The following is a 13,021-nucleotide window of genomic DNA, read 5'->3' on the forward strand; positions in this document are numbered from 1 at the left end:
AAGTTGATTTCTATTGAATTGCAGGGGTTCACTAAAGAAATATTAAACATGAATTTTCAGAATTGGTTTCTCTGACAGCGACTGATTCAGAGCAAATTCTCAGAGACAACGAATAACATTTTTTTCGTTTTTTAGGTCCCATCCTAGTTGGAACGACAATTCTTTCAATTCTGAGAAGACTTTGACTTAAAATAAAAGCCAAAATATAACCCTGCAACAAATTTACTTTCATAGTCATTATTACCGAATTGATAATTCATAGACAGAAAGATAGGTCGACTTGATAATCAACATGATTTGACCACTTGAATATTTTATTAAATTATTTTATAAAAAAATCAGATTAATAAAATACTTTATTTAAGCAGTAAATCATCTGCAAAAATTAAAGTGAGGTTTTATTATGAAAAAAGTTATTTTGGGTACTACATTCATTGCATCTTTGTTGTTAGCCGGAGGAGTCAACGCATTTGCCAATACTATAGCAACAATTACCGAACCTATTGAAATTGAAGTTATTGATGGTGATGCAACATTCACTTTTAATAAAATGGAGCTATCAAATCCCATACAAATTACAGAAGCATTATTGGAGGGAAATACTGGAATTGTGGAAGGATCTGTATCTAATGTGGGAGGAACATTACAAAACTTAACTCGTTCTCCTAAAACAGTTAATATTTCCGTAACGGCACCTAATGACAGTGGCATAAGCATTATCGGAAGTAACCCTTCTTCTTTAGAAGCAAGAGCGATTGAAGTTGTTTCAACACCTGAAACAGAAACAGAAATAGCATTTACCATTAATAGAACATTTGCTTTGTTACAAGAAACTGATGATAAACCTGTAATTACAATAACAGCACAAGACGGTACTCCTGATACTGGTGAAACTCCACCACTATAATTTTCAGAAGGAAAAAAATCATGAATCATACATTCAAACACAGAAATTCTTTTCTAAGGATTTCTGTGTTGCTTCTCTTACTAACACTGATCAGCAATACAAACATCCGTAATGCAAATGCCGATGAGACGACGAACTCACTGAAACTTACTCTGAGAGAAACGGAGTACAAAATTTCAGATAATACCTTGAGTATTTCTCCGGAAAAGGAGACGGCGTATACTGTTGAAATTTTACTAGAAAATGTTGGATCTGGTGACTCATCCATTGTTGTCACGCCTTACACCTCTACTGCTCTCTCACGAGAATCGGCTATCATCTATAGCGAGGACTTGACTTTACTGCTAGATGATAAGTATAACTTTTCAAATTATGCATTGATCGAATCAGAAGCATTAGATGACGATGATCAAATCGAGATTCTCCCAAATGAATCCGTTCTTGTGACCGTTACAATCACTCTTCCAGATGATCCTGCACGTGAAGGAACCGTGATGGGGGCAATCAATTTTAGTCAGATCATGGGTCTTGAAACAGCAGAAGATTCAGTCGGTATCAAATCTGTGTATGAGTCACTTATTTTTATCAACTTACTTTTTAGTGATGTAGAAGAGATCAAAGATGTCGTTTATGAAGACTTCTCCTTTGTTGCTCTTCAGGACACGGCAAACCTACAATTTTATGCACTCAACTATAATCCTATTTTAGGCAACTTAAACAATGCGCTCTATGAATTAATAAACCCCAATGGAGAAACAATTGCCTCTGGGGAATTAGCAAATTCCGTTCTTTTAACGCCGTTAACCAAATCAAGAATGCAGATTCCTCTAATAGACGATAGTGAACTTATTGCAGGAGAATACCGTTTAACAATAGAAACAACTAGAAAAGCGATCACGACTACTTTTTCTTATGAGAAAGAAGACTTGGATAACTTCAAAAAAGAGAACCGTCCAACGAACACTGCCGATGTTCAGACAAATAATCAAATCCTTATCTGGATCATTTTTGTTCTCGTTGCAGCGTTGGCAGTTGCAGTCATTTACATTTTAAAATCAAAAAGAAAAAGAGAGGGCTAGTGTTGTGACCCCAAAAGTTAGCTTTTAGGACTAACTTTTGGAGGTCGCTTCAAAGCTCCTTTTTTAGTACCACCAATTAGTCACAAACTTGTTCCAGCAAAAGCACTTTTCACCTAGTATTAGAAAAAGATGTGCAAAAAACCGCTCCTATTCAGCTAAGCGGTTTTTTCTACACTTGTTTTAAACATATCTTTTATCAAAAATCACTTCTTTTATAAAAATTGTCGCTATCTCGTACTGGCACTCTTCCTCTAAACGATCCTCATGGACAGTATCATCATTGATATCCTCAAGTGATTCTTCTTGGCTGAATGAATCATTCTCTAATGAGTCTTCTTCCTCTGGGCGTTCAGATTCATCTTCAATGCCATTGTCTTCTTGCTTTTCATCGTCTTGGTCTTCATCTGTCAAGTTTTCATCTGGAATCTCTTCTTTTTCCTCATCCGTCTGATTCATTTTTATATCTTTCGTAAAGGTCTCTGAATCATCAATTGCTGTAAACGTGACTGATAGGTAGTACTCAGAGTTAGAATCAAGATATTCCTTTATGTTCAATGTTGCAGCTACGTTAAGAATCATTGATGCTTCATCAGTATCCTCAATCTGAAAGATCATCTCTTCCGAACCGTTCACGCTGTTTAGTTCTGCTGAAAATCCTTCTCCGACAGCCGTGATCGTTACGTCAAAAGCACCTTCACTGCCATTGCTATTGACGGTCAGCTGAAGATCTTGTGTGGTTTTCAACAAATAATAGTGTTCGTCCTTAAAGTCAATCGTGTTCAAATCAAAAATCAACGTTTCGGAAACCTCATCAGCTGCAGTCTCTATTGTTGGAAAGAAAAATATCGCCGAAAATATGAATAACAAACTTTTTAGCACTATCTGGTCCCCTTTCTGGTTTCAGAAATCACTTTTATTTAATAAATAATCATTTGCTTTAGCAAAATCGATAGATAGATAACTAGTAGACTAGCAATAAGACTAATTCATTTTTTGAGTCGCGAAGCCATGGTTCACCAACTGAAAACTTAAACCATCTGTAGAAGAGCTTCAAATGAAGTTTCAAGGGCTATCACCGATTCATGTTCAGATAAAGAAAGTTTAGTCTTCACTAGTAGCATCTGACAAAAAAACATTTCCCTCAATCAAATGATTAAATGACCTTTATCACTGGCAATCTATTCTCTGCTTTTCCTCTACTTTCAAACAAGTGAAAATTTCCTGAATCATCAAATGTGCCTATGATATTTTTCTATTCATTTCAAATGCATTTCCTTGTGGTCACCTTTAATACTACGCTCTTTTTCCGACTCATTTTATCTTCTTTTAAAAGAATGGTTATAAATTAGGATAATTGTCTGATCATTGGACGATTGCCCCCAATCATGCAACCTTCCTTCTGTATCAAAAGCACGTTTTCAGCAAAAAAAGCCCCTTCTTATCCATTTGGATAAGAAAAGACTTTCTACGATCGTTCAATTAAAAAAGATCAGCCTTACGTACAAAGTTGTGCATACCTAGACAGTCTCGCGGGAATCGACTCTTACATCAAACTCTTCAATTCGACGTCTGGGTACTTATCTGCGAACCAGCGCATCGCAAATTGGTTCTCAAACAAGAACAATGGCTGGTCGAAACGGTCTTTCGCTAAAATGTTACGACTGGAGCTCATACGCTCATCCAAGTCTTTCGGATCGATCCAACGGGCAATCTTGTGGCCCATTGGGGTCATAATGACTTCGGCATTGTACTCATTCATCATGCGGTATTGGAAAACTTCAAATTGCAGCTGCCCGACAGCACCAATGATATACTCATCACTAAGATACGTCTTGTACAACTGGATGGCTCCTTCTTGGACCAACTGATAGATTCCTTTGTGGAAAGATTTTTGTTTCATCACATTTTTTGCAGTGACTTTCATAAAGAGTTCCGGAGTAAATGATGGTAGCTCTTCGTAAGCAACTTTTAGTTTTCCTTCATAGATCGTATCGCCAATTTGGTAATTTCCCGTATCATAAACCCCGATGATATCTCCAGCGACTGCTTCTTCAATATTTTCTCGGGTATCTGCCATAAATTGTGTCACATTGCTGAGTTTCATTTTTTTGCCAGTACGCTCAAGTGTCACGTCCATGCCTCGTTCAAAGGTTCCTGAACAAATACGGACAAAGGCGATCCGGTCACGATGGGCAGGGTTCATATTTGCTTGGATCTTGAACACAAACCCAGACATTTCTGGTTCATAAGGGCTGACTTCATCACCAGCCAAAGTTTTGTGACCGTAAGGCGCTGGTGCAAAGGACAAGAAGGTTTCCAAAAAGGTCTGCACGCCGAAATTCGTAAGGGCGGAACCAAAGAACACGGGTGTTTGATCGCCTCGTGCGATTTTTTCTGTATCAAAGGCATCGCCAGCTTCTTGCAACAATTCCACTTCTTCTAAAACTTGTTGGAACAGCCCATCTTCGGCAAATGGATGATCTGCAGGAAATTGTCCATTTTCATCTAGGGCAACTAAACGTTCCCCACCGTGATTGTCTGGACGATAAAATTCGACCCGTTGGTTATGGATATCATACAGTCCTTCCAAGCCTTTCCCCATGCCGATCGGCCAATTCATTGGAAATGATTCGATCTCTAAAAGATCTTCTAGTTCTTCTAATAATTCTAATGGTTCGCGGCCATCACGGTCGAGTTTATTGATAAAGGTAAAGATCGGAATACCACGTTTTTTAACGACCTGGAAGAGTTTTTTCGTTTGCGCTTCAATCCCTTTTGCGCTATCGATCACCATGACCGCACTATCCACCGCCATCAAGGTACGGTAGGTATCTTCAGAAAAGTCCTCATGCCCAGGGGTATCTAAAATATTGACCCGTTTGCCTTGGTAATCAAACTGCATAACAGAACTGGTAACGGAGATCCCCCGTTGTTTTTCAATTTCCATCCAGTCGGACTTTGCGAAATTCCCAGTCTTTTTCCCTTTGACCGTACCAGCTTGGCGAATCGCGCCACCGAATAATAATAATTGTTCTGTGATGGTTGTTTTCCCCGCATCCGGGTGGGAAATAATCGCAAAGGTACGGCGACTATCTACTTGTTGTTTTAATTTTGGATTATCCATTGATTTTATTGCTCCATTTCTTGTATTTACAATGCGAACAGTGTCTATTTTAACCTGTCGCTAGTTTTCTGACCAAATCAGTATATCATGGATAAGGGTGATAAAAAAGCAAAAAAAGACAAGAAACCCCTTTGACTACTCTCTTTTAAAGAGTTAGGCAAAGGGCGTTCCTTCCATTTGATGGAAATAAATTAAAATGCTGGCAGTAAGGTATCGCTATGGTCGTTTTCTAAAAATTCGCGAACTTTATCGCTAGTCATGGCACGGCGCAAAACGGCGATTTTTTCAGAATCTTGATTGTCTTCTCGAGCAACCAATGAGATAGCAAAGCGATCATCGATCGTTTTTTCTAAGAAAAGTGCATCAGCTGGTTTCAAACCGATTTTCGCAATATAGGTTGGGTAGTTGTATACCAAGGATACATTCGGCTCATCATAGGCTTCCGCAAGATTCAGTAAATCAACAGATAACCATTCAAAATTTTTCGGATTTTTGGTAATGTCTTTTAAGGTCCCATTGACACCAACGCCTTCTTTAAGGGTGATCAATCCTTCTTCTGCTAAAATCGCTAACGCTCGACCTTCGTTAGACACATCATTCGGCAATGCGACTTTTGTTCCTTCTGGAATATCATTGATATCCGTATACTCTTTGGAATAAAAACCGACTTTTGCATTGTAGATTTTATCTAATGCCACTAGGTTTGCATCTTTTTCTTCATTATACATTTGCATATATGGTTCATGTTGCGCAAAGTTGGCATCGACCTCGTCATTATTCAGCAGCTCATTGTACTGGATATTGTCATTGACTTGGACCAACTGGATTTCCCAGCCATCTTCCACTGCTTCCGCTGCAACTTTTACGACATCGGTCATTGGCGTCGTTTGCGAAGCGACCTTGATGATTTTCTCTTCGCTCGCCTCATCCGAACCCGTACCGCAAGCCCCCAATACACCTAATGCCAATACACTCAATCCTAAAACAAATCCTTTTTTCACTTTCATTCCTCCTATTTTCGTTTATCAAGTTTTCTTGCTGCTTGATTGCCAATCCCTTGCAGGATAAAGACCAAAAGAATCATGATGATAATTGCAAAATACATGACGCCATATTCATAGCGTTGATAGCCATAGCGGATCGCAAAATCGCCGATACCACCACCGCCGACGATCCCCATCACCGTCGAATAAGAAACCATACTGACTGCTGTCGTCGTTAAAGATAAAATCAATCCGCTTCTAGCTTCCACTAGTAAAAACGACCAAACGTATTGCCATTGACTGACGCCAAGGGATTTCGCCAAATAAGAAACTTCTTCTGGGACATCCAGCAGTACTTGCTCCGTCAAACGAGCAAAAATACTCATAGCAACGATGCTCAAAGGGAAACTGGCGGGAATTGGTCCAAATGAGCTACCCAAAAGCATTCGCGTCAGTGGAATCAAGGCTACGACAAATAATAGAAACGGAAATGAGCGGATAATCGTCACAACGAGATTCAAACCCTCATAAAGAAATGAGATTTTTTTCCCACGACTGCGGCTAAGAAAGAGCCAGACACCTAGCGGTAGTCCTAAGAGAATGGCTGCGAGCATCGAAATCCCCATCATGATCGCTGTTTCTTTCAAAGACTGAAGTAATTCAGGTAAATAATACAAAATACTCTCACTGATCGTCATGCAGCAAACTCCTCTCCACTTTGTCCACATAAGAGCTTTCTTTGCGGACAATTGGCTGCGGATGATTGACAAATTCCGCCGCAAAGACGGCATCTTCCAATACAAACACGCGTTGACAAATTTGTCTAACTGCGGTTAGCTCATGACTAACGAAAATGACTGCTGGCTGAAACGTCTGTTGAACTTTTTGCAGTAAAGCAAGTACATCGGCTTTCGTATCTTCATCCAGCGCACTAGTGGGTTCGTCACACAGCAAGATTTTCGGCTCACGGATCAACGCCCGTGCGATAGCTACTCGTTGTTTCTCCCCACCGCTCAACTTGGCTGGATAAATGTCGACTTTGTCTTCCATCCCAACAAATGAAAGCATCTTCAACACCTTCTCCGATGATTTCCCCATTAACTTCAAGGGCAAATAGACATTTTCAAAAACGGTTCGATTGTGTAACAGATTGTAATTTTGAAAAATCATGCCGATTTCCTGCTGCGCATGTAGCAGTTGCTTTTTGTTTAAGGGATCGATTCGTTTCCCGTCAAAGAGCAGCTCCCCACTGTCAGGTGTCTCAATTAAGTTCAAAAGCCGAAGCAACGTTGATTTCCCCGAGCCGCTTTTGCCGACGACCCCAACAATTTCCCCCGGCTGAACAGCAAAAGAGAGACCATCTAGGACGCTTCGATCGTAACGCTTTGTGATGTTGATGGCTTCTAGCATCTTTTTTCCTCCTAATCAAACAGCAACGCAAGAAATTCAGCGTTAGTCATCTGATGGATAAATTGCTCGATGGCAATATCCTTTAGCAAGCGGCTAATGGTGTTTTGTTCAAAATCAATACCTCGTAGCATCGCTTCAAGTTCACTGATCTCTTTTTGTCCAAAAAAATCACCGGTAATTTGAATCGCTGCAATCTTGCCTTTGTTGACAGTAAAATCGACTTCAACGATCCCAACCTGCGCAAACCGCTTTCTTTTTTGCCATTCAAAAGCAGGCGCTTCATTAAAAATCCACTCATTGTTCGCGTAACGTTCTTCAAACAACGTTTGGATTGCTTGGCGATCCGCATCCGTCAAGACGATCTCTTGCTCACTGATTTCATCAATCGATTCTACTTCATAGATTCGGCAAAGGAGTGTATCTCGAAATGCCTTGGTATCCATTGATTGGTATTGTTCTGCCAAATACGGTTTAATATTCGTCACACTTTTCCGTACGGATTTCGTTGCTTTAGAGGCAATTTTTTCTTGGGCAACGTGTAGGACTTTTTTTAATTCTTCTAGATCCACATCATACATCAATGTGCCATGAGAATACGTTCGACCTTTTTTTGTATACATCGCATTGCCAGAAAACTTTTTCCCATCAATGAACAGATCATTGCGGCCATGTACTTCTACCTCCTTGGCTCCCATTGCCGCTAAGCCTTTCATGATCGGTTGTGTTGCACTTTGGTAGTCACCAAAACTCGTGGCATCTTTTTTGGTGACAAAACTAAAGCTCATGTTGCCTAGATCGTCATAAACTGCTCCACCGCCAGATTTCCTGCGAGTCAACACGATATTGCGACTCCTTAAATAGTCAAAATCAATCTCTTGATACGCATTTTGATTTCTGCCGATTATAACACATGGTTTTTGTATGTATAACAGAAGACAAGGTTCTGAAACATCTACGTTATTCATTAAATACTCTTCAGTTGCCAAATTGTAACGGATATCATCACTAAGCATACGGTAAAATTTCATTTCAAGCCCCTCGTTCTTATTAGATTTCTATGGATATTCTCGCTTTTCTTACGGAAAATTGCAATCAAAGTGCTTAACGATAAGATACACGTGTTTTTTTATCTGTTTTTAAACTGTATTATTGATTAGATTTATCGTAACCGTTTCTTACAAACAAATCAAGGGGAATAAGTAAAAAAAGGAACAAAAAAGACCAAAGCAGTTGCCTTGGTCTTTCTCATTTCATTCATGCGGAACTTTAACGGCGAGGCTCATCTTCCTCAAAATCTTTGCGGAAATAGCGGCGTTCTTCTTCTGGTTCCACTTCGCCTTCTTCTGGATCATGGAAGATTACACGGATCTTCAAGACACGTGATCCTTCCATTTCTTCAGAAATCAATTTCACGTTATCCACTTCAAAGGAAAGTTTTTCTCCTTCATCTGGAATCATTCCTAAAGCAGTGATCAGGTAGCCTGCCATCGTATCGACGTCGCTCATATGCAAGCTCATATTGAAAGCTTCATTGAAATCATCGATCAGCATCCGACCTTGGATCACGTATTCTTTATCAGAGATTTTTTCATAAAGCTCTTCGACCTCATCGGATTCATCATCGATCTCACCGACGATTTCTTCAAGCAAGTCTTCTAACGTAACTAACCCAACGACTCCGCCGTATTCATCAAGCAAGATCGCCATTTGGTTTTGGGTTTTCTTTAATTCATAAAGCAAATCATCGATAAAGACTGTTTCTGGAACAAACAATGGTTCTTGCAAGATCTGCTTGATGTCCATTGTTTCAAAGCCGTATTTGTAGGCACATTTCAAAAGGTTTTTGGTATGCAAAATCCCAACGACTTTGTCTTTATCTTCATTATATACAGGAATACGAGAATAATTTTCTGCTAAAATTTCAGTCAAAATTTCTTCTACTGAGTCATTGATATCCACCATAAAGGCAGAGGTTCGGGGAACCATGACTTCACGGGCGACTTTCGTATCTAATGAAAAGATCCCTTGCAGCATCTCTAATTCATCTTCTTCGAAGACTCCTTCTGTTTCCAACATATACCGCATTTCATCACGGGTCATCTTTGTGTCTTCATCGTCAAATTCCATTGGAGTGATCCGCGCCAATAAGCTTGTTGAAGCAGATAAGAACCAGACGAAGGGTTTTGCAATAATCCCGATCGTTCGAATCACACCAGAAGTGAACTGGGCAACTTCTTCTGATTTGTTCATGGCGATACGTTTTGGATACAACTCACCGAAAACGATCGACACATAGGTCAAGATCGCTAAAACGATAATGTTCGCTAAGCTTTTAGCCGCCGTTCCCCCACCTAATAAAGGTGCCAGACGGGTCGACAAGGTATCTGCCAGAGATGCCCCAGATAAGATATTCACCAAGGTAATCCCAACTTGGATCGTTGACAAGAAATTTGTTGGATTATCAATGATTTTCAATAATTTTTGTGATTTGACATTTCCTTCTTCCGCTTTTTGCTCCACACGGTTTTTGTTGACTGAGACGACTGCGATCTCAGAGGCCGCTAGAAAAGCGTTGATCAATGTCAAAACGATCAATAATAAAATTTGCGCTAGAAGCGACTGACTCTCGGGGTCAGCATTCATAATAGCATTCTCTCCTTATTTTTTCATATTCTAAAAAAAATCGTGGGCTTAGCCCACGATAAAATCCTATCACAAAGTTTTTTTCTTTGCAATAAAAAACACCAGTCATTGATTACTCGATCAACCGTTCTTGATTTTTCTTGATTTTGTCATCTTTGATCAGACGAACAATAAAGACCACGATCGTCCGACAAATTGCGTAAAACGGTACTCCTAAGAAAATTCCCAGCAAACCTGCCAGATTTCCAGCGACCAATAAAACCAAGATGATCGTTAATGGATGGATCGCTAATGATTTTCCGATCACATTCGGGTAGATAACATTTCCATCTAATTGTTGGACGACTAGTACCACGACACAGCACAGCAATGCGCGGAACGGTTCATCAAAGACCGTCACTAAGACTGCTGGAATCAAGCCAAGATACGGACCTAAATAAGGAATCAAGTTTGTGACCCCTGCGATCACCCCAAAAAGAAAGGCATAGTTGACGCCGATCATCCAGTACCCAATAAACGTGAAGGTAGCGACAAAAATACATTCGATCGCTTGCCCACTGATGTAATTGGATAATGTCTTGTTTAAGTCACCTAGCAACCCAACAATCTGCTCTCGTCTTCTTTCTGGAAAGACAGTTTTCAGATTAGGAACTAGCTTTTCTCCATCCTTCAACATGTAGAAAAGGATGAATGGGACTGTAACGATGATCATCGTCGCGGAAGCAATCGTACTGACGATCGATCCTAAGCTAGTGGATAACCCACTAAGAAACTGCTGCAGCAAAGAACCATAAGAAAGATTTAGGTTTTCTAACTGCTGCGCGATATCGATTTGTTTGAAAAATGGATCATCTGCGATTCTTGAGATCCAGCTTTCCATATTTTTGGCAAATGTTGGAATATTTTCCGCCAATGAAGTAATCTGACTCACCAGATTAGGAATAACGCTGACAAAAATCAAGATGATTGCTGCTACTAATAACAATAGAACCAATATGACAGCAAACAGTCGTTTTATTTTTGTCGTTTTCATCAAAAATAGGACGATTGGATTTAGCAGATAATACAGAAAGCCAGCAATCAATACTGGTGCAAATAAAGTAGAAAAAAACGTGCCGATCGGTGCAAATAGAAAATTGACTTTACTTAACACAAACACGAGTGTCACTAAAACCAATGCTTCCAATGACCAAAAGAACAGTTTTGATTGTTTGAATTTGTCGAACAAAAGATTCCCTCCCTTTTTTATAACATTATAGTTGATTTTGTAAAAAAAAGCTTGCGACTTTAGCCGCAAAAAAAAGAAATTTGTAAAAAAAGTGGTATACTAATAAAAATAACGGAGAAATCATAGCTGAGGTGAGTTTTTTTTATGCATATCGCACAAACAAAAGATACGCTAAGTGAGATCTATTTGGCGTCATTGAAAATACGAAATCAAGTGTTCGTAAAAGAGCAAGGGGTTCCATTAGCATTAGAAGTAGATGAAAATGAGGCATTGGCTGTTCATTTCGTCTTATATGACAATGACAATGAAGCAGTCGCAACCTTACGTTTTTTACCGATCTCTGATCATGAGGTGAAATTACAGCGAATGGCGGTGCCAGCTGCTCATCGAGGTTCAGGCTACGGCAGGCAGTTGATCGAGGGAGCGGAAGCTTTCATTCAAAAACAAGGAATCAAAAAAGTCACGTTAGGGGCACAATTAACTGCCAAAGAATTTTACTTGAAGTTAGGTTATCAGCCTGAAGGCGATGTCTTTTTAGACGCGGATATGCCCCATATCAAAATGAGCAAAACCTTTTAACGAGCAGTGATTACTTAAAACAGCGACCACAAAACAGATCCTTCCTCTGTTTTGTGGTCGCTGTTTTTTATTCCTCTGCTTCAACGATCTCTTCAATCGCTGTCAGCAACGCTTGCGCCACCCTTTGATCATAGCCTTCACTTGTAATCACCGCTAAATCAGTGTCACTGTTCAAATAGCCTAACTCCAACAAAACTGCTGGAATATATTGCTCTCGTAAAACATAATAGTTACCAAAACGAGTGCCGTTGGAACTCAATGCCACTGAACTACTCAAACTGGAAGTGATCGTTTCTGCCATCTCTTTTGCCCCAGTATAGTAATAGTAAGTTGTCAGTCCTTGAATGCTATTTGGTAGCTCTGAATTATCGTAATGAATGCTGATAAATAGATCTGGTTCCTCCGAGAGTGAAGCTGCAGTAATTTCAGACAGCGCTAAATAGCGATCTTCGGTGCGTGTATAACTAACTTGAATTCCCGCTTGGGTCAGTACTTCGCCAATCGTTTGGACGGTGGCTAACGTCAAATCTTTTTCCATGATCGTTTGATCCGTTGACAGTGCCCCAGAATCTTCGCCGCCGTGCCCCGCATCAAGAACGACTTTAAAGTCTGACAATTTTTTTGGAGTCTCCGAAAGTGGAACTTCTTGGATGGATGCAGAATGCTTTTCAATGTAACCCGTTATTCCATCGTCAGTTTGGATTTCAACCATCTCTTCTGTTTGACTAAGTACGGTTGCCCAACTTCCACGGTGGATCTTCCCGATGACGGTCTCTTGACTTGTTGTCTGATAGATCGATACATAATCGTTCTCACTTTCAATCGCTGCATCGTATTCTGAGGGATCCACGTAAATTTGGACCATGCTTGCCGTTTGTGCGACCTCTTCTGCTTGAGCGTCCGACTCGGTTCGAGCCGTGCTTTCTTGGGTCTCTTCTTGAACAAAATGATCATTTCTCAACACAGCAAAACCTGCCGCAAAAAGTAGAATCATGGTAGTACCGATAACAAGCTTCCCTTTTTTCTTCATTTGCTTCCCCCACTTTTTCTTGGTCTTTCTATCATGGG

At 40.0% G+C, this 13,021-nt stretch carries 12 protein-coding genes; 3 read left to right on the forward strand and 9 right to left on the reverse strand.

Annotated features, from left to right (window positions below):
- Nucleotides 1-403: 403 nt before the first annotated feature.
- Together IGJ05_RS04265 and IGJ05_RS04270 are read left to right on the forward strand one after the other, a co-directional pair.
- On the forward strand, nt 404-907 hold the full coding sequence (locus tag IGJ05_RS04265) for a hypothetical protein (protein ID WP_081117359.1): 504 nt from the start codon (nt 404-406) through the stop codon (nt 905-907).
- Between the two features lie 20 nt (nt 908-927).
- A complete protein-coding gene (locus IGJ05_RS04270; RefSeq protein ID WP_311954393.1) occupies nt 928-1,986 on the forward strand; it encodes a hypothetical protein in 1,059 nt (352 codons plus the stop codon).
- Nucleotides 1,987-2,166: 180 nt separating this feature from the next.
- On the opposite strand, the gene IGJ05_RS04275 is transcribed toward IGJ05_RS04270, so the two are convergent.
- The 8 genes from IGJ05_RS04275 to IGJ05_RS04310 form a co-directional block, all read right to left on the reverse strand.
- Nucleotides 2,167-2,865, reverse strand: coding sequence for a hypothetical protein (locus IGJ05_RS04275; RefSeq protein ID WP_081117357.1), 699 nt, complete (start codon nt 2,863-2,865; stop codon nt 2,167-2,169).
- A 664-nt stretch (nt 2,866-3,529) separates the two neighbouring features.
- The gene (locus IGJ05_RS04280; protein WP_005225872.1) at nt 3,530-5,110 is read right to left on the reverse strand and encodes a peptide chain release factor 3; all 1,581 of its coding nucleotides are present in this window, start codon (nt 5,108-5,110) and stop codon (nt 3,530-3,532) included.
- Nucleotides 5,111-5,301: 191 nt separating this feature from the next.
- Nucleotides 5,302-6,117 (reverse strand): MetQ/NlpA family ABC transporter substrate-binding protein, encoded by an 816-nt coding sequence (locus tag IGJ05_RS04285; protein WP_081117356.1) that lies wholly within the window; start codon nt 6,115-6,117, stop codon nt 5,302-5,304.
- Nucleotides 6,118-6,122: 5 nt separating this feature from the next.
- On the reverse strand, nt 6,123-6,791 hold the full coding sequence (locus tag IGJ05_RS04290) for a methionine ABC transporter permease (RefSeq protein WP_081117355.1): 669 nt from the start codon (nt 6,789-6,791) through the stop codon (nt 6,123-6,125).
- Nucleotides 6,778-7,503 (reverse strand): ATP-binding cassette domain-containing protein, encoded by a 726-nt coding sequence (locus tag IGJ05_RS04295; protein WP_081117354.1) that lies wholly within the window; start codon nt 7,501-7,503, stop codon nt 6,778-6,780. Before IGJ05_RS04295 ends, IGJ05_RS04290 begins: the two co-directional genes overlap by 14 nt.
- An 11-nt stretch (nt 7,504-7,514) precedes the next feature.
- Entirely contained in the window at nt 7,515-8,531 is a 1,017-nt protein-coding gene (locus tag IGJ05_RS04300; RefSeq protein ID WP_438725045.1) for a lipoate--protein ligase, read from the reverse strand.
- 238 nt (nt 8,532-8,769) lie between these two features.
- On the reverse strand, nt 8,770-10,146 hold the full coding sequence (locus IGJ05_RS04305) for a hemolysin family protein (RefSeq protein ID WP_005225867.1): 1,377 nt from the start codon (nt 10,144-10,146) through the stop codon (nt 8,770-8,772).
- Between the two features lie 112 nt (nt 10,147-10,258).
- The gene (locus IGJ05_RS04310; protein WP_005225866.1) at nt 10,259-11,374 is read right to left on the reverse strand and encodes an AI-2E family transporter; all 1,116 of its coding nucleotides are present in this window, start codon (nt 11,372-11,374) and stop codon (nt 10,259-10,261) included.
- A gap of 144 nt (nt 11,375-11,518) precedes the next feature.
- Here IGJ05_RS04310 and IGJ05_RS04315 point away from each other — a divergent pair, with 144 nt between their 5' ends.
- The gene (locus IGJ05_RS04315; RefSeq protein WP_010748065.1) at nt 11,519-11,953 is read left to right on the forward strand and encodes a GNAT family N-acetyltransferase; all 435 of its coding nucleotides are present in this window, start codon (nt 11,519-11,521) and stop codon (nt 11,951-11,953) included.
- 67 nt (nt 11,954-12,020) lie between these two features.
- On the opposite strand, the gene IGJ05_RS04320 is transcribed toward IGJ05_RS04315, so the two are convergent.
- Nucleotides 12,021-12,983, reverse strand: coding sequence for an N-acetylmuramoyl-L-alanine amidase (locus IGJ05_RS04320; RefSeq protein WP_081117297.1), 963 nt, complete (start codon nt 12,981-12,983; stop codon nt 12,021-12,023).
- Nucleotides 12,984-13,021: the final 38 nt, after the last annotated feature.

The sequence above is a fragment of the Enterococcus sp. AZ167 genome (assembly GCF_051714025.1).
GTDB lineage: Bacteria > Bacillota > Bacilli > Lactobacillales > Enterococcaceae > Enterococcus_D > Enterococcus_D casseliflavus.

Bases quoted from the DNA above. Each gene is read 5' to 3' on its own strand.
- IGJ05_RS04290 (WP_081117355.1), bottom strand. From the start codon at position 6,791: ATGACGATCAGTGAGAGTATTTTGTATTATTTACCTGAATTACTTCAG.
- IGJ05_RS04320 (WP_081117297.1), bottom strand. From the start codon at position 12,983: ATGAAGAAAAAAGGGAAGCTTGTTATCGGTACTACCATGATTCTACTT.
- IGJ05_RS04270 (WP_311954393.1), top strand. From the start codon at position 928: ATGAATCATACATTCAAACACAGAAATTCTTTTCTAAGGATTTCTGTG.
- IGJ05_RS04280 (WP_005225872.1), bottom strand. From the start codon at position 5,110: ATGGATAATCCAAAATTAAAACAACAAGTAGATAGTCGCCGTACCTTT.
- IGJ05_RS04300 (WP_438725045.1), bottom strand. From the start codon at position 8,531: ATGAAATTTTACCGTATGCTTAGTGATGATATCCGTTACAATTTGGCA.
- IGJ05_RS04265 (WP_081117359.1), top strand. From the start codon at position 404: ATGAAAAAAGTTATTTTGGGTACTACATTCATTGCATCTTTGTTGTTA.
- IGJ05_RS04295 (WP_081117354.1), bottom strand. From the start codon at position 7,503: ATGCTAGAAGCCATCAACATCACAAAGCGTTACGATCGAAGCGTCCTA.
- IGJ05_RS04305 (WP_005225867.1), bottom strand. From the start codon at position 10,146: ATGAATGCTGACCCCGAGAGTCAGTCGCTTCTAGCGCAAATTTTATTA.
- IGJ05_RS04315 (WP_010748065.1), top strand. From the start codon at position 11,519: ATGCATATCGCACAAACAAAAGATACGCTAAGTGAGATCTATTTGGCG.
- IGJ05_RS04285 (WP_081117356.1), bottom strand. From the start codon at position 6,117: ATGAAAGTGAAAAAAGGATTTGTTTTAGGATTGAGTGTATTGGCATTA.